This is a genomic window from Desulfonatronum lacustre DSM 10312 (genome assembly GCF_000519265.1).
GTDB classification, from domain to species: domain Bacteria; phylum Desulfobacterota; class Desulfovibrionia; order Desulfovibrionales; family Desulfonatronaceae; genus Desulfonatronum; species Desulfonatronum lacustre.
Map to the genome: position 1 here is coordinate 3,284,747 of NZ_KI912608.1, position 16,989 is coordinate 3,301,735.

Below are 16,989 nucleotides of genomic sequence, written 5' to 3' on the forward strand. Positions count from 1 at the left end.
GCCCGACTCGATCAAGATACCGACCAGACTCCTCCCATGACTTCTCCCCTGAGCATCACCGACCCGGACACCATTCAAGGCTTACTGCAAGACGCCCTGGATTTGCGCGCCAAGTTCATCATATCCCTGACTCGCGAACAAGGCAGCCGGTTCGACGTCTCCGGAATGCTCCGGGAGATCAGGGACAGGAATCTGACCGTCGAGGTTTCCGGGCTGAGCGCCAATCCCAAGTCCTGGGTGGGGCAGGTGGTGACGTGTTATTTCAAGGTCCGGGACAACTCTCGAAAGGCGGACATTTTTTACAACTTTCCCAGTCCGGTCCTGGATGCCGCCGCCTCGCGATTCGACTTCAACCTGATCCTGAAACGCCCCGTCGGCCTGGACATCGGCCAGCGTCGGTCCAGCATCCGTCTTGATCCGGCCTCAGGCGACATTTTGAATTTTTCGCTTTGGGAAGATGGGAAAATGGTCTTCCGGTGCCCCGAGGCCGGTCGGGCCAAACTGCGTCCGCCCATGGTTGGGGGACAGCACTTCGAGCAGGGTCTCGTGACCATTCAGGACGTTTCGGCGGGCGGTATCCGGATGCGGTTGGCCGCGAAGTTGCTCAAGGACATTTCCGCCGAAACCCTTTCGAAGGGGGAGATTCCCGCCGCGGAGGGCAAGCCCGTGGGCCCCGCCGCGTGGACGAAGGGAGCGAGACTGGTCGTCTGGATTGTCTTGAGCGAACAGGCCGATAACGGCCATCAGGTCTTCTGGTTGAAAGGGCGGATCAGCTACAGGCGGGAGGACTATCTGAACAAGGACGTGGAGTTCGGGCTGGAAATCACCCATCACGGAAAAAATGACCAAAGCGGTAAGACCGCTTGGACCCCCGTGCGGGAGAACGACGTTCTGGAGCTGGGAACCTGGGTCTACCAGCGCTATCTGGAGCGGTTTCGTCGAGGGATCGCCTAGTGAATCCGGGTCGGTCCTTCAGCCTCGCAAAAAAGAGAGCCGCTCAAGTATTCTTGCGCGGCTCTCTTGCTATACGGAAGTATCGTCCCTGTCCGGGGCTCAAATGAGATGCCAAGATGGATCGAAAGCGGGAAAGGCGTCAGATCCGCAGGCCGGTGTTGCGGATGACCTCCAGGAGCAGGCCCTTGTCGATGGGTTTGACCAGATACGAGCTGGCACCGCCTTTGTAATAGGCGTCCACGACGTTTTTCGGATCACCCAGGGCCGTGAGCATGATCACTCGTGTTTCATCCTTGGGGCTGACGCCTTGGGAGCGTTCGTACTCCCTGATTTCCATCAGGGCTTGCTGGCCGTCCTTGACGGGCATCATGATGTCCATCAAGACCAAGTCGTAGGGCTGCCCTTCCTCGTGGGCCATCTTGAAGGCCTGGACCGCCTCTTCGCCATTCACCGCCAGATCGCACTGCGCGTAGGGCTTGATGATCCGTTGAAGCATCAATCTGCTGGTAAAGTCGTCCTCCACGATCAGAAAGCGCATACCCACCTCGTTGGTTTCCGGGCTCGGTAGCCGAGCACGTTAATGGAACAGAGCCCTACCCCAAGTCTTGCCCTGTCGCAAGCTGGAAGGCATTTTTCCGCGCCCGAAGTCCGTGACCAAATTTCAGGCTCTTGACACTTCCCGTGTCAGAATTCCTACCTTCGCGCAGGGTGAAAAGTCACGACAGCTCTTTACTTCCCCTTTTTCTGCTTTTCCTTCTTGGCATCTTTCTGCTTCTTGTCCTTGGCCTTTTCCTTCTTGCCTTTCGTGTCGCCCATGAGATGACTCCTTTTTGGTTCAGTCAGGTTGTGGGAGTGGTGTACTCAGCCGTTACTGCCCGATCTCATTCAACTCATCCCGAAATTTGCTTTGTCTGCCTGCACCGTGATCGTGTCGGTGACCTGGATGCCGAAGACCTTGCCGGACTAGGACCATTCTGGATATGGAGGGGGTTAACCTCATAAATTCTGACCGGTTCCGTATCACTCATCGTAAAGGCGCGCAAGCAGGTTCGCCAATTACGAAAGGGCAGATTTGGGCTCACGCGCTCTCGGAGCGGTATCGATAGTGATCGCGGTTTGGATTTTTAATGAGAACAGATTTACAACAAAAAAGGCCTCTAGAAATTCTAGAGGCCTTGATTGTCTTGGCTCCCCGGGACGGACTTGAACCGCCAACCTAGTGGTTAACAGCCACCCGCTCTGCCGATTGAGCTACCAGGGAATGCGTTGAAGGAAACGTGTCTATATAAGACTCACCCTCTCGTCAAGTGGTGGAAGCGGAGAAAGGGTTTCTTTCATCTTTGATGTATTCGGTCAAAACGACAAGAACAGTCGCTGCGAGGTGAAACAAAGGGGAGGCCTGGGCCTCGATCATCCGCTTGCGCAGTTCGCCGACCCAGGGCGAGAGCACGTGGCGGGCGAATTCGGAGGGTGGTTCGCCGGGCGAGTTGCCAGATGGTGAAGCAGTCGGAGACAAAACCGGCGATGGTTGTTGTTCCGGAAAAAGGGACATCAGGTAGACCAACTCAATGGCAATGTGGTCCGGGGGCATGCCCAGCGTCATGTCGACCTTCAGGCCTGCCCGATCCAGCCGGGACTGCATGGCCACGGCTGGATCGCCCATCATCAGGCCTTCGCCTGTATAACACGATTGGCACAAAGGAACGCTCGTCCCGCCGCGGTGGTTCACGAACAGCCGGACGTATTCCGCCTCCAGGTTTTCCGGTGTCATGGCCGAGGCATTCTCGTCTGCAAGGAGGTGGACCTGTTCGGCCAGATCGAGCAGGTCGACGTCAACCAGTCCCCGTGATTGCAGGAAAAGAAGAATCCCGGCCAACTTGGGCAGGCAGTCGGTCCGGACCTGGGACCAGCGCCCTCCGTCGGCTCCCCGGAAGACCCAGGCCACGGCCTCCAGCCCCCACAGCAGAATGTGGCGGGCATCATCGCTCATCATGGACGTTCTCCCGTAGGGTTCCTGGGTTCAACGGTTCACGGTTCAACGGTTAAAAGATGTACGGTACGGTGGTCTCGTCGCTGAAACGTGAACCAACCCCAAACCTAAATCTTCCGATCCGGCAGAATCAGGTTCAAGATAATGCCCGCGATGGCAGCCAGGCCAATGCCCTTGAGCACGAACTCGCCGGTCTGGAAGGCCATGCCGCCCATGCCGAAGACCACGATCACGGAGATGATGATCAGGTTGCGGGGCTCCATAAGGTCTTCCTTGGCCCGGACCAGGGTATTCAGTCCGACCACCATGATTGCGCCGAAAAGAAGAACCAGGATGCCGCCCATGACCGGAACCGGGATGGTCTGCAGCAATGCGCCGAGCTTGCCCACGAAGGCCAGGACGATGGCCGCGATGGCCGCCCAGGTCATGATTGCCGGGTTGAAGGCCTTGGTCAGGGCCACGCCGCCGGTGACCTCGGAATAGGTGGTGTTGGGCGGACCGCCCAGGCAGGCGGCTACCGTGGTGGCCAGACCGTCGCCGAACATGGTCCGGTGAATGCCCGGATCCTTGACGTAGTTTTTACCGGTCAGGCTGCTCACGGCCAGGATGTCCCCGAAGTGCTCGATGGCCGGGGCAATGGCGATGGGGACGATGAACAGGATGGCCTGCCAGTTCCATTCCGGAAGGACGAAGTTGGGCAGGGCCAGCCAGGGGGCCTCCCGGACCGGCGTGAAATCGACCAAGCCGTACAGCAGACAGAGCACGTATCCCACCAGGATGCCGAACATGATCGGCACCAGGCGGAAGACGCCCTTGCCCAGCAGAGTGACCAGGATGGTGGTGGTCAGGGAGGCCAGAGCGATGAACAATGCCAGGCCTTCGCTGATCAGTTGGATGGACCCGTCCCCGGTCTTGCCCAGAGCCATGTTCACGGCCACTGGAGCCAGAATCAGCCCGATGACCATGATCACCGGAGCATAGACGATGGGCGGCAGGAAGCGCATCAGGATGCCCGGCCCCTGCCACTTGATGAACAGGCCCAGGAGCACGTAGACGAGACCGGCCGCGGCCAGGCCGGACATGGTGGCCGGAATGCCCCAGGTCTGGACGCCGAACATGATGGCCGGAATGAAGGCGAAGGAGGAAGCCAGAAACACCGGGACCTTGCCCTTGGTGATGATCTGAAACAGCAGTGTCCCGACGCCGGCGGTGAACAGGGCCACGTTGGGATCCAGGCCGGTGAGCAGCGGGACCAGAACCAGGGCGCCGAAGGCGATGAACAGCATTTGCAGGCCAAGCAGGCTGTCTTTGAGCCGAAAATTGTATTCCGGCGTGGAAATCGTCGAAGTTGTTTTTTCCGTCATGATGGCTCCCTCGATATTATTTAGTACCGAATATCTTGTCCCCGGCATCTCCCAGCCCGGGCAGAATGTAGCCTCGGTCGTCAAGGCGTTCGTCCACTGCCGCCAAGTAGATTTCCACGTCCGGATGGGCCGCTTCCACCCGGCGCAGGCCTTCGGGCGCGGCCACCAGGAAGACGCCCTTAATCCGGCGACAACCGGCTTCCTTGAGCAGGTCGATGGTGGCCAGCAGGGTCCCGCCGGTGGCCAGCATCGGGTCCAGGATCAGGGCCATCCGTTGGTCGATGTTTCCGGCGGTTTTGACGTAGTAGCGGACCGGTTCCAGGGTTTCCTCGTTGCGGTAAATGCCGATCACGCTGACCTTGGCCCCGGGGATCATGTCCAGCACGCCGTCCAGCATGCCCAGACCGGCCCGGAGTATGGGCACCACGGTGATCTTTTTGCCCTTGATCCGCTGCACTTGAACGGGCCCGCACCATCCCTTGACGGTCCTGGTCTCGGTGACGAGATCCTTGGTCGCCTCGTAGGTCAACAGTCTGGCCAGTTCCGAGGCCAGTTCCCGAAAGTTCTTGGTGCTGACGTCATGCTGGCGCATGACCCCGAGCTTGTGCTGCACGAGCGGATGATGAACCACATGGACGGACACTGACACCTCCTGGGCGTTAATGGGGCTTAACAGTCCGTTGAAAAACTCCCAATTGCCGCGTCGCTGCAAAAAGTTCAAACTCTCGCGTATTACTAACTACGCTTCAACCTTAAACTTTTCTCGCTCCTTGCACTTGGGGTTTTTGAACGGACTGCCGACAAGAACTGGATGGACGCGAAAATCTCCGATTCCTAAACCGTATTGAAAACCCCGGTCAAGCTGAACATCGCGGCGCGTTCGGCCCGCGTCGTCGATTTCTTGACGAATCGGCGGACTTGGCATACGCAATCACGTTGTCGTTTCGGCTGATCGCGGACCAAATAATCGCGAACTCGCGACGACTCGTCGCACTCCGTGGATGGCCTCATTCCGGCGCAGGATTTCCGCCTTCATGAACAGAGCTTCTCTTGTCATGCCGTCTACGTCATCAGTCACCTCGCCCGCTTTTCCCGAATCACCCCATCATGGTCGGCGGCCATGAACAACTGAGGAACGATTTTGACTACCGAGCAGAACCAAAACTTGAGCCAGCTCCAAAAACAGCGACTGGAGAAATTCACCCAGCTTCAGGCGTCCGGAGTGGCCCTGTATCCCAACGATTTTCGAAAGAACACCGAACTGGCGCGGATCAAGGCCGCGTACCAAGACCATGACGAGACGGCCTTGGAGGCCTTGGAAGAGACGTTCGCCGTGGCCGGACGGGTCATGAGCCAGCGCTCCTTCGGCAAGGCCGCTTTTTTGCACCTTCAGGACGCCACGGAACAGATGCAGGTTTTTGTCCAGCGTGATACAGTGGGCACGGAAAAGTACGCGCTGTTCAAGAAATTCGACATCGGTGACATTGTCGGCGTGAAGGGCGGTTTGTTCCGGACCAAGACCGGCGAACTGACTATCAAGGCCGAAAGCGTGGACCTGGTCAGCAAGGCTCTGCGTCCTTTGCCCGAAAAGTATCATGGCTTGAAGGACGTGGAAGTCCGCTATCGTCAACGCTACGTGGACCTGATGGTCAACCCCCGGACCCGGGAGATTTTTCAACGCCGGACCCAGATCGTGCGCTTTCTGCGTTCCTACCTGGACAACGAGGGCTTCATGGAAGTCGAGACGCCGATGATGCAGCCCATCCCCGGCGGCGCCACGGCCCGACCCTTCACGACCCATCATAAGGCCCTGGACATGAAGCTCTATCTGCGCATCGCTCCGGAGCTGTACCTGAAGCGGCTGCTGGTGGGCGGATTCGAACGGGTCTACGAGATCAACCGGAATTTCCGCAACGAGGGCATTTCCACCCAGCACAACCCGGAATTCACCATGCTGGAGTTCTACCAGGCCTATGCCGACTACCGGGATTTGATGGACCTGACCGAACGGATGTTCGCGGATTTGGCCCGTACCGTCACGGGAAACGAGGTGGTTCCGTATCAGGGCGAGATGATCAACCTGGGCGGCTCCTGGCAGCGGCTGACCTTTTTCGACTCCCTGGAGACCTTGGGCGGGCTGCGGCCGGAGCAGTACATGGAGTACGACCAGGCCAGAAGCCTGGTGCTCAAGCTGGGGGAAAAGGCCCATGTGAATGAAAAGCTGGGCAAACTCCAGGCCAAGCTGTTCGATCTGCTGGTGGAACCCAAGCTGATCCAGCCCCATTTCATCTATCACTATCCCACGGATATTTCTCCTCTCTCCCGGCGCAACGAGGACGATCCCCAGGTCACGGACCGGTTCGAGTTGTTCATCGCCGGCAGGGAAATGGCCAATGCCTTTTCCGAATTGAACGACCCCATGGACCAGCGCGGCCGCTTCGAGGAGCAGGTCAAGGAGAAGGAGGCCGGAGACGAGGAAGCCCACTTCATGGACGACGACTATGTCCGCGCCCTGGAGTACGGCATGCCTCCGGCCGCGGGCGAGGGCGTGGGCATCGACCGATTGGTGATGCTGCTCACGGACAGCCCCTCGATCCGCGAAGTCATCCTGTTTCCGTTGCTGCGTCCGGAGGTCGGCCCAAACCCATGAGATTCGAGCGCTTCATCGCCCTGCGCTATCTCCTGACCCGAGGCAATCACGCCTTCATCTCCGTTATTTCCTGGGTTTCCGTGCTTGGCGTGGCCCTGGGGGTGGCGGCTTTGATCGTGGTTCTGGGGGTGATGAACGGTTTCAGCAACGAGCTGCGCGACAAAATTCTCGGGGTGAACGCCCATATCGTGGTCACCAGCCTGGAAGGCGTGATCCGGGATTATGACCATCTGACCGAGCGCGCCGGGTCCGTGCCCGGGGTGGTCGGGGCGATGCCTTTCGTCTTTTCGGAAGTGATGCTGAGCACGGGTATGGGCGTCAAGGGCGTGGTCCTGCGCGGGATCGACCCCGCTGCCGCTCGCGGCGTGATCACCCTGTCCCGTGACTTAATCATGGGCGATGTCCAGGATTTGGTGGATGATCCCGCTGGACGGGGAATTTTCGTGGGGTCAGAATTGGCCGGGAGGCTCGGGTTGCGGGTAGGTTCCGAGGTGAACCTGCTTTCGCCCGCGGGGCAGCGTTCCGCGGCCGGTTTTGCCCCCAGCGTGGAAACCTTCGTGGTCCGGGGAGTGTTTCGCACCGGGATGTTCGAGTACGACTCATCCCTGGCTTACGTGACCATTCCAGCGGCCCAGTCCGTGCTGGGGTTTCGCGGCGATCTGGTCACCGGCCTGGAAGTCCGGTTGCGCGACGTGGACGCCGCGCCGCGTGTCGCCCAGCAACTGGAAATATCTTTGGGTGGCTTTCCCTTGCAAGTCCGGACGTGGATGCAGATGAACCAAAACCTCTTTGCCGCGCTCAAGTTGGAAAAAGCGGCCATGTTCGTGATTTTGGTGATGATCGTCCTGGTCGGCTCCTTCAGTATCATCACCACGTTGGTGATGCTGGTCATGGAGAAGACCAGGGATATCGCCATCATGGCCTCCATGGGCGCGGGGCCGAAACGGATCGCCCGGATTTTCATCCTCCTGGGCACGATCATCGGAGCCGTGGGCACAAGCCTGGGCTTCGCCATCGGTTTGCTGCTCTGCTATCTGCTCCAGCGCTATCAGTTCATTCAGCTGCCCATGGACGTCTATTATCTGGACCACCTGCCGGTGCAGCTCCAATGGACGGACATGACCATCATCGCCGTGGCGGCCATGGGGATGTGTTTTCTGGCCACGCTCTACCCGGCCCGCCAGGCGTCCCGGTTGCAACCCGCCGAGGCTCTGCGGTATGAGTGACGCGTTGTTGCTTGACGTGCGGGGACTCGGCAAGGAGGTGCACAGCACGGCGGAGCGGTTGACCATCCTCAAGCACGTGGACTTCACCCTGCGGTCCGGAGAAACCGCGGCCGTGCTCGGTGCGTCCGGATCGGGGAAATCCACCTTGTTGCACATCCTGGGTACCCTGGACCAGCCCACCTCCGGCTCGGTTTTTTTTGCCGGTCGGGACACGACCACGTTGACGCGGGCTGAAAAGGATCGACTGCGCAACGAGAGCGTCGGCTTCGTGTTCCAGTTTCATCACTTATTGCCGGAGTTCTCCACGTTGGAAAACGTGGCCATGCCCGGTCTGATCGCCGGGCGATCCCATGCCTGGTCCCGGCGTGAGGCCGCCACGATGTTGGACATGGTCGGCCTGGCGGACCGCGGCAGGCATCGGGTGACCACCCTTTCCGGCGGCGAGCGCCAACGGGTGGCCATTGCCCGGGCTTTGCTGCTCAAACCCAGGCTGATCCTCGCGGACGAACCCACCGGAAATCTGGACGAGGAAGCCGGAGAGAGCGTGAAACGCGTCCTTTTGGAATTGAATCAAACCCTGGAAACGAGTTTGGTCGTCGTGACCCACAATCAAGATCTGGCTCAAGCCATGCGGCATCGATACGAGTTGCGTGGCGGTGAACTGTTTTCCTTGTAACCGTTCGAAATCCTTACCCGACAGTTTGTTCAAAAACTCCAAGTCCAAGGAGCAAAAAATGTTCAAGGTCGAAGCGTATTCGTTCATACGTGAGAGTTTGAACTTTTTGCGGCCACGCGGGGAGTTTTTCAACGGACTGGTAACCCTGGCGTTGCTGCGAGGCACTTTATGACCCCAAAATTCCGTCCGTTTTCGCTCAAGTCGAACCGCCTGAGACCGATCGGCGGCGTTCTCTTCGCCATGGCCTTGTTTTCCGTGTTTTGGCTCATCGCGCCACTGCAGGCCGCGGCGCAGACCGGAGCCCAGGCCACAGCCCAGACCGGTTCCGCCATGAAGTTGATCGTCCTGCCCTTCGAAATCAACGCCGCGCCGGATCTCGACCATCTCCATGAGGGCCTTCCGGAGCTGCTGCGGGAAAGGCTGCGGGCCAACGGCTTCGAGGTCCACCCCGGAGACCAGACCACGCAACTGTTGCGCGACCAGGAATTAATCGAGTTGGACCTGTCCGCGGCCCGGGACATGGCGTTGCTTTCCGCTTCCGCGCACGCCATCTACGGGAGTTTCAGCCAGATCGGCGAGAACATCAGCCTGGACGTGCGCTTGGTGGAGGCTTTTGGTCTGAAACCGGCCAAATCGTTTTTCGTGGTCCGGGACGGGTTGATCAACCTGCTGCCCGCGGTGGAAGAGCTGGCCGAGCTGGTCACCCGCGAGTTGCGCCAGGTGGAGACCATCGCCGAGATCCTGGTGGAAGGAAACCAAACCCTGGGATCGGACGTGGTTCTGCTGCGCATTCGCAGCCAGAAGGGGGATATTTATGACCCTCAGATTGTCAACGAGGATATCCGGCGTCTTTTTGAATTGGGCTTTTTCGACGACATCACCATCCGGGTGGAGGACGGCCCCAGTGGCAAGATCCTGACCTTCGAAGTCACCGAGCGTCCTCGAATCCAGGCCATCAGCGTGGTCGGGGCCAAGGAAATCAAGGAAGGGGACATTCTCAAGGCCATCACCACCCGCACGGGAAGCATCATCAATCCCAGGATATTGTCCGACGACCTGGGCAAGATCAGGGAATTGTACCGGCAAAAGGGGTACTATCTGGCCCAGGTGGACTACAATCTGGAACAGACCGATCCCCGTCAGGCCAGACTGAACATCACCGTTGATGAAGGCAACCGGTTGTTTATCCGCGATATCGTCATCGAGGGGGCCCAGTCCCTGAGCCAGCGCGAGTTGCGCAAGGAGTTGGTGCTCGGTGAGCGGGGGCTTTTTTCCTGGATGACCGGTACGGGGATTTTGCGGGAAGAACTGCTGGAACGTGACGCCGCGGCCCTGGAAGCCTACTATGCCAACCGCGGTTTTCTGGACGCACGGGTCGGCCAACCTGAAGTGGAATACCTGGAAGAGGGCATCCGCATCACCTTCAAGGTGGAAGAAGGGCCCAGATACAAAATCGGAACCATCGCCTTCCGCGGCGATCTTCTGGACCCTGAAGAAGAACTTCTGAAGCTGATCTCCCTGGACGATCTTCAAGCACGAGGCACGTACTTCGACCGATCCGTCCTGCGTCAGGACCTGCAGACCTTGGCCGACCACTATACTGAGTACGGATACGCCTTTGCCCAAAGCGACGCTCAGTTGGACATCCAGCGGGACGAACTGCTGGTCAACGTGATTTACGTCCTGGACAAGGGCTCTTTGGTCTACATTCGTCGCGTGCTCATCGAGGGCAATACGAAAACACGGGACAACGTCATCCGCCGGGAAATGCGCCTCGGGGACGGGGATTTGTTCAGCGGCGCCAAATTGGCCCGTTCCAATGAACGCCTCGTCCGGATGGACTTTTTTGAAATGGTGGACATTGAAACCCTGGCCACTCCTGATCCCAGCGAATTGGACCTGAAGGTCACGGTCAAGGAAAAGCCCACCGGAATGCTCAGCGCCGGTATCGGCTATTCCAGCCTGGACAAGGTCTTCGTTTCCGGCCAGGTCCAGGAGCGCAACCTGTTCGGCAGGGCCTACAATCTGTCCCTCAGAGGCACGTTTAGCGGACGCAGCACGATGTACGACATCAGCCTGACCAACCCGGCTTGGCGGGATACGCTTTTGGGCGTGGGCACGGACATTTATTACTGGACGCGGGATTTCAAGGATTACGACCGGAAGGCAGTGGGCGGTCGATTTCGCCTGTCCTATCCGCTTGGCGAGTACACCAGGTTGTACTGGAACTATCGCCTGGAGCGGTACACCATTTTCAACATCAAGGAGAACGCGGCCCAGCGCATCCGGGACGCCGAAGGCACCAAATGGGCCAGTTCCACCTATGCCGCAGTCAGCCGGGACACCACCAACAGGATATTCAATCCGTCCCGCGGCACGGTGAACACGCTGTCGGTCCAGTATTCCGGCGGTATTTTGCAGGGCGACGACCATTTCATCAAATCCACTTACGATACCCACTTCTACTACCCGCTTTTCTGGGACACGGTCTTCCACTGGCGAGGGCAGGTGGGCTTCCTGTTCGACAACGACGGAAATGAGGCCCCGGTTTTCGAGCGGTTCTATCTTGGCGGCATCGACAGCGTTCGCGGCTATCCGGGGATGGAAATTTCGCCGCGCGATCCGGAGACCAGGGATCGAATCGGTGGGACGCAACAGTTTTTCACCAACTTCGAGTACCTGTTCCCCCTAAACCAGGAAATGGGCTTGGTGGGCTTGGTCTTTTTCGACGCCGGCAACGTCTGGGACGACGGAGAATCCTTCGGGTCCAAGCTTTATAAAAGCGTCGGCACCGGTATCCGCTGGTACTCGCCTCTGGGACCGCTGCGTCTGGAATACGGTTATGGACTTGATCGCCTCGAAGGTGATCGCCAAAGTGGAATAGAGTTTACCATTGGCCAGATTTTCTAGATAAGGGTAAGTATTCAGATTGATTAACTGGAAAAAGGTAACTTTCAAAAACTTGCGGCAAGCATGACCTGGATTCCCGCCTTCGCGGGAATGACGTGTTTTCCAATGCCATCTCCGAGTCAGTCATACCCGCGAAGGCGGGTATCCAGGCCGTTTTTACTCGGATGAGCTGAGTAGTTACGATCAGGAATAGTTTTTTGCGTCACCCAACTAATCAGACAACAATCCAAGGAGTCAGTATGCGTTTTTGTTTTCGTGCGTTGCTCGTCGCGGCGCTGTTTCTGGCGGTCGGAGCGGCCACTCCGGCCTGGGCCCAGGTCAAGGTCGGCATCCTGGACATGCAGGCTATCATCGCGGAGTCGATTCCCGGCCAGCAGGCCATGAACGAACTGCGCACCCGATTTGAATCCATGAAGGGTGAATTGGACGCGCAGAACGAGACCATCACCAAGTTGCGCGACGAGCTGCAGCGTCAAAGCATGGTCCTCAGCCAGGAAGCCCAGCAAGACAAGGAACTGGAGTACCGCCGGAAGGTGCGTGACTTTCAAGACCAGTTTCAGGCGTTTCAGGTGAAGATGAAGACTGAGGAGGATCGTCTGAGTGAGCCGATCCTGGAACTGCTGATCAATGTCATCGACACGTACGGCAGGCAAAACAATTTTACCATGATCATCGACGGCAACGCCTCCGGCTTGGTGTATGCCGACGACGCCGTGGTCATCACTGACGCCCTGAAAGAAGAATTGAACAAGGCTTGGCAGGCCAGGTAACGGTCATGGCCCATACGCTCTCCGAACTGGCCGGGCTGTTGGAACTGTCCATGCAGGGGCCGGACTTGGCCATTCACGGGCTGGCCGGCTTGGAAAGCGCGGGGGCCGACGAACTGAGCTTTCTTGCCGGACCGAAGCATTTGTCCCAACTCCGAATGACCAAGGCCGGGGCGGTGATCGTCCCGGCCGAGTTTGCCTCGGAGGTCGGCTCGGCCTTGATCAGCGCCAATCCTTACCTGGATTTCACTCGGGCTCTGCGTCTGTATGCCGTCCCACAAGGGCGATTTTCCGGTCACGACGAGGCGGCCTGGATCCATCCGGAGGCCCGTGTGGATTCCTCGGCGACCGTGTATCCTTTCGTCTTCGTGGGGCAGGGCGCGGAAATCGGAAAGGATTCTCGGCTGTTCAGCGGCGTGTACGTGGGCGAGGACTGCCGGATCGGTGATCGGGTGACCATCTATCCCAACGCGGTGCTCATGTCCGGGACGGTGGTGGGCGACGACGTGATCATTCACCCTGGGGCCGTGTTGGGCAGTGACGGCTTCGGCTACACTCCCGGCCCCCGAGGTTTGGAAAAGGTACCCCAGATCGGCAACCTCGTGGTCGAGAATCACGTGGAGATCGGGGCCAACACCACCATCGACCGGGCCACCTTGGGGGCCACCCGAATCGGAGCCGGGACGAAAATCGACAACCTCGTGCAGATCGGACATAACGTGGAGGTCGGGCCCCATTGCATCCTGGTTTCCCAGGTGGGCATCGCCGGGAGTTCCAGGCTGGGCGAGCGGGTCACCCTGGCCGGCCAGGTTGGTATCGCCGACCATCTGCACCTGGGCGACGGCTGCCGGGTCGGAGCCCAATCCGGGGTGAACCGGTCCCTTGCCGGAGGCCAAGATTATCTCGGCTCTCCGGCGGTGGAAGCCAGGAAGTTCCTCCGAGTCGCCGCTACCTGGAACCGCCTGCCGGACATGGCCAAGCGTTTGGCCGCGCTGGAAAAAGAACTCGAAACTTTGAAAACGAACCTTTCCAAGGAAGAATCATGAGCAGTACCGACCCTTCGCGTATCGATATCCGGGGGATCATGGATCTGTTGCCCCATCGTTACCCGCTTTTGCTGGTGGACCGGGTTCTGGAATTCGAGCCCAAGACCTCCATTCGGGCGATCAAGAACGTTACGTTCAACGAGCCCTTTTTTCAGGGACATTTTCCCGGCTATCCCCTGATGCCCGGAGTGCTGATCATCGAGGCCCTGGCCCAGACCGCCGGATTATTGCTCATGGTGAGCAAGCCGAAGGAAGAGCTGCATAACAAACTTTTTCTGTTCACCGGGTTGGAGCGGGTCAAGTTCCGTCGGCAAGTGGTGCCCGGAGACCAACTGGAGTTGAACATGAGTCATGTAAGAAACAAGATGAACGTCTGGAAAATGGCAGGAACGGCCCAAGTCAATGGACAGGTGGTGGCCGAGGCGACGCTCAGCGGCGCGTTCGTGGATCGGGAGCAGGCGTGATGGGTACCCAGATTCATCCCACCGCCGTTGTTGATCCGGGCGCGCAACTGGGGCAGGACGTCCGGATCGGACCGATGTGCGTCATCGACGCGGACGTGGTCATCGGTGACCGGACCAAGGTCGATGCCCATGTCCGCATCCACGCCCATACCCGTCTCGGAGCGGACAACCACGTGCATTCCTTCGCCTTCATCGGCGGCGATCCCCAGCATGTGAAGTACAAAGGCGAACCGACCCTGCTGGAAATCGGCGACCGCAATCTGATCCGGGAATACTCCACGCTGCACCGAGGCACAGTGGGCGGTGAAGGGGTGACCCGCCTTGGCTCTGACTGCCTGCTGATGGCCTATGCCCACGTGGCCCACGACTGCGTGGTGGAGGACAAGGTCATCATGGCCAACGCGGCCACTCTGGGCGGACACGTCCACGTCGGCACCAAGGCCGTGCTCGGCGGGTTGTGCGCCGTGCATCAGTTCGCCCGGGTCGGGGCCTACGCCTTCATCGGCGGCAAGGCCGGGATCAGTTTGGACATCCCTCCCTACATGATCGCCACGGGCACTCCGGCCAAACTGTACGGTCCCAACGTCATCGGTTTGAAACGCCAGGGGTTTTCGTCCGAGGCCGTGGCCAACATCGAAAAGGCCTACAAGATCATCTGGCGTTCCGGAAAGAAGCGCCAGGACGCCATCGAAGAAGTCCGGCAGATCTGCCCGGAATCCTCTGAAGTCGCTTTTCTCCTTGAATTCCTTCAGGGCACGACCCGGGGCGTTTCCGCGGACAACCAGCTCGAGGTCAACGGGCAGGACATTCCGGTGTATTGAGGCGGAATGTTGCAGACAGGATTCAGAAAACACGGGATGTTCAGAATTCAGGAGTCAGGAGTAAGGAGTCTGAATTCTGAATACTGATTTGCCTGGAAAGATCTGGAGGCGGGGTAGGCGACGATGGATTTTCTTGGCCAATCGGGCACGGTGGACGCACGTTCCGGGACTCTGGCGATTATTGCCGGAGGTGGCCGTCTGCCGCGGTTGGTGCTGGACGGGGCGCGGGCCATGGGGTTGCGCGTGGTGGGAGTGGGGTTTGGCGGAGAGACCGAAGCGGACCTGCCCCGGGATATGGATGCGTGGCAATGGCTGCACCTGGGACAGTTGGGCAAACTGATCGCCTTTTGCAAGCAGCAAGGCGTCGGGCGGATCGTCATGGCCGGCAAGGTGCATAAGGCCCGGGCCGTGGATTTTCGACCGGACTGGCGAGCGGCCAAATTGCTCTGGAAGGTTCGGAACACGCAGGACGACGTGCTGTTGCGGGCCATCACCCAGGAATTGGAGAGCGAAGGCATGGCCGTGGTCGCGGCCCAGGAGTTTCTGCCTCATCTGAAAACCCCGGAAGGCGAACTGACCCGGCGCAAGCCCACGCCGGAAGAGCGGGCGGACATCGATTTCGGCTGGCCCCTGGCCCGGCAAATGGGCTCCTTGGACGTGGGGCAGTGCGTGGTGGTTCGTAAGCGCAGCGCCGTTGCCGTGGAGGCCCTGGAGGGCACCGACGCCACGATTCTGCGGGCCGGCGAGTTGGTCGGGCCGGGATGCGTGGTGATCAAAGTTTTCAAGCCGATCCAGGACCCGCGACTGGATCTCCCGGCCATCGGTCCGCAAACCATCCGGACCATGATCCAGGCCCAAGCGTCCTGCCTGGCCGTGGAAGCCGGCCGCAGCCTGTTTCTGGATCTTCCGGAAAGCCTCAGCTTGGCGGAGTCCCACGGGATCAGCATCGTCGGCCTGGCGGGATGAGACCGACGACCGGGCGTCGCTTTACGGCTCGGTGATGATGCGCCGGGGCGCGTTGAAGATGTTCAGCCGTCCCGGACGGGCGTATCCGACGAGCGTCAGATCGGCCCGCCTGGCGATGTCCAGCCCCAAGGAAGACGGGGCGGTTCGGGAAAGCACGATGGGTATGCCGATCCGGGCGCATTTCAAGACCATGTCCGAGGTCAGCCGCCCGGTGGTGTACACGGCTCCGCCCGTGGGAAAACGCCTCAGCAGGATCGCCCCGATGACCTTGTCCACGGCATTGTGTCGCCCGACATCCTCGAAACATCCCAGAAAACGTCCCTCGGCCCAGTAGCCGCAGGCATGCACGCAGTGGGTGTCCTGCTGCAAGGTGGAAGCGTTCAAGGTCCCGCGAATCAGCTCGCCGACCTGGGTCAGATCGATCCGGCTCTCCGCCGCCGGCGAAAAGTCCTCCTCCAGCATCCGGCGGCTGATTCGCCCGGTTCCGCCGCAACCGGAGGTGATGATGGTCTCCGGCTCCGCTTCCCGATCTTCCCCCCGCTCTCCGTCTCTTTCATTTGTCCGCGCGTACACCGTGACCCGGCCCTGCTCGCAGAGCACGACCTCCACGATGTCGTCGGGCGTGGTCACATATCCTTGTCCGAAAAGAAATCCGGCCCCGAACACGTCCAGGTCACGGGCCAGAACCATGGCCGTCCCAATGACCCGCTCATTCAGGGCGACTTCCACGGGTTGCTCAACAAGAACCTGTTCCTGAGCCGCCTTCTGCCCGTCGCGGGCGATGATCAGCGTGGAAACGGCGATATCCAAAGGTTGGGCGTGCATGACGAGGCGTATCTCCTGTATTCAAAAATTTTCCAGGCTCTAGCAGATTCCAGGTAAAGCCGAAAGGACGAAAACCGGCCCGGCGGCGATTGACGGAAGAAAGGTCGAAAGGATAAGTGGACGAGCAGTGCCCGGGTGGTGGAACTGGTAGACACAAGGGACTTAAAATCCCTCGCTCAGAGATGGGCGTGCCGGTTCGATTCCGGCCCTGGGCACCATATGACAGTCCGACCGAGCAAAACCGGCTCGGAATGAAATGGGCGATGGTACAAAAGGCGAGGTCGGGCGGGCAGCTCGGCCTCGCCTTTTTTGGCTGTTCGAGTTGTTCGC

15 protein-coding genes and 2 tRNA genes are annotated in these 16,989 nt (G+C 59.4%); 11 read left to right on the plus strand and 6 right to left on the minus strand.

The annotated features are described in order from the left end of the window. Positions 1-36: 36 nt before the first annotated feature. The gene (locus tag DESLA_RS0115485) at positions 37-954 is read left to right on the plus strand and encodes a hypothetical protein (RefSeq protein WP_156932989.1); all 918 of its coding nucleotides are present in this window, start codon (positions 37-39) and stop codon (positions 952-954) included. A gap of 139 nt (positions 955-1,093) precedes the next feature. Here the strand turns inward: DESLA_RS0115485 and DESLA_RS0115490 are convergent, their stop codons facing one another. The 5 genes from DESLA_RS0115490 to upp all read right to left on the minus strand — a co-directional run bounded on the left by DESLA_RS0115490 (position 1,094) and on the right by upp (position 4,951). Beyond that, complete coding sequence (locus tag DESLA_RS0115490) at positions 1,094-1,492, minus strand: response regulator (RefSeq protein WP_028573169.1); 399 nt, start codon at positions 1,490-1,492, stop codon at positions 1,094-1,096. A 647-nt stretch (positions 1,493-2,139) separates the two neighbouring features. Next, a tRNA-Asn gene (locus DESLA_RS0115500) sits at positions 2,140-2,215 on the minus strand. 42 nt (positions 2,216-2,257) lie between these two features. Continuing rightward, the gene (locus tag DESLA_RS21960; protein WP_028573170.1) at positions 2,258-2,947 is read right to left on the minus strand and encodes a TorD/DmsD family molecular chaperone; all 690 of its coding nucleotides are present in this window, start codon (positions 2,945-2,947) and stop codon (positions 2,258-2,260) included. 104 nt (positions 2,948-3,051) lie between these two features. Then, entirely contained in the window at positions 3,052-4,308 is a 1,257-nt protein-coding gene (locus DESLA_RS0115510) for a uracil-xanthine permease family protein (protein WP_035261930.1), read from the minus strand. Positions 4,309-4,324: 16 nt separating this feature from the next. After that, on the minus strand, positions 4,325-4,951 hold the full coding sequence (upp, locus tag DESLA_RS0115515) for a uracil phosphoribosyltransferase (RefSeq protein WP_028573172.1): 627 nt from the start codon (positions 4,949-4,951) through the stop codon (positions 4,325-4,327). Positions 4,952-5,446: 495 nt separating this feature from the next. Here upp and lysS point away from each other — a divergent pair, with 495 nt between their 5' ends. The 9 genes from lysS (at position 5,447) to DESLA_RS0115565 (ending at position 15,834) form a co-directional block, all read left to right on the plus strand. Continuing rightward, a complete protein-coding gene (gene lysS, locus DESLA_RS20900) occupies positions 5,447-6,958 on the plus strand; it encodes a lysine--tRNA ligase (RefSeq protein ID WP_035261932.1) in 1,512 nt (503 codons plus the stop codon). Beyond that, positions 6,955-8,184 (plus strand): lipoprotein-releasing ABC transporter permease subunit, encoded by a 1,230-nt coding sequence (locus DESLA_RS0115525; RefSeq protein ID WP_028573173.1) that lies wholly within the window; start codon positions 6,955-6,957, stop codon positions 8,182-8,184. Before lysS ends, DESLA_RS0115525 begins: the two co-directional genes overlap by 4 nt. Next, positions 8,177-8,860: an ABC transporter ATP-binding protein gene (locus tag DESLA_RS0115530; RefSeq protein ID WP_028573174.1), complete on the plus strand. Its 684-nt coding sequence runs from the start codon at positions 8,177-8,179 to the stop codon at positions 8,858-8,860. The genes DESLA_RS0115525 and DESLA_RS0115530 overlap by 8 nt, the downstream gene beginning before the upstream one ends. Before the next feature lie 168 nt (positions 8,861-9,028). Then, the gene (bamA, locus tag DESLA_RS0115540; RefSeq protein ID WP_156932990.1) at positions 9,029-11,770 is read left to right on the plus strand and encodes an outer membrane protein assembly factor BamA; all 2,742 of its coding nucleotides are present in this window, start codon (positions 9,029-9,031) and stop codon (positions 11,768-11,770) included. A gap of 239 nt (positions 11,771-12,009) precedes the next feature. Next, entirely contained in the window at positions 12,010-12,540 is a 531-nt protein-coding gene (locus DESLA_RS0115545) for an OmpH/Skp family outer membrane protein (protein WP_028573176.1), read from the plus strand. Between the two features lie 5 nt (positions 12,541-12,545). Further along, the gene (gene lpxD / locus DESLA_RS0115550; protein ID WP_028573177.1) at positions 12,546-13,583 is read left to right on the plus strand and encodes a UDP-3-O-(3-hydroxymyristoyl)glucosamine N-acyltransferase; all 1,038 of its coding nucleotides are present in this window, start codon (positions 12,546-12,548) and stop codon (positions 13,581-13,583) included. Continuing rightward, the gene (gene fabZ, locus DESLA_RS0115555; RefSeq protein WP_028573178.1) at positions 13,580-14,047 is read left to right on the plus strand and encodes a 3-hydroxyacyl-ACP dehydratase FabZ; all 468 of its coding nucleotides are present in this window, start codon (positions 13,580-13,582) and stop codon (positions 14,045-14,047) included. Before lpxD ends, fabZ begins: the two co-directional genes overlap by 4 nt. Beyond that, entirely contained in the window at positions 14,047-14,868 is an 822-nt protein-coding gene (lpxA, locus tag DESLA_RS0115560) for an acyl-ACP--UDP-N-acetylglucosamine O-acyltransferase (protein ID WP_028573179.1), read from the plus strand. The genes fabZ and lpxA overlap by 1 nt, the downstream gene beginning before the upstream one ends. Before the next feature lie 123 nt (positions 14,869-14,991). Further along, positions 14,992-15,834: an LpxI family protein gene (locus DESLA_RS0115565; protein WP_051434748.1), complete on the plus strand. Its 843-nt coding sequence runs from the start codon at positions 14,992-14,994 to the stop codon at positions 15,832-15,834. A 21-nt stretch (positions 15,835-15,855) separates the two neighbouring features. Here the strand turns inward: DESLA_RS0115565 and fdhD are convergent, their stop codons facing one another. Further along, positions 15,856-16,659, minus strand: coding sequence for a formate dehydrogenase accessory sulfurtransferase FdhD (gene fdhD / locus DESLA_RS0115570; protein ID WP_035261935.1), 804 nt, complete (start codon positions 16,657-16,659; stop codon positions 15,856-15,858). Positions 16,660-16,788: 129 nt separating this feature from the next. Between fdhD and DESLA_RS0115575 the strand changes: the two genes are divergently transcribed. Further along, positions 16,789-16,877: transfer RNA gene (locus DESLA_RS0115575), tRNA-Leu, on the plus strand. Positions 16,878-16,989 lie beyond the last annotated feature (112 nt).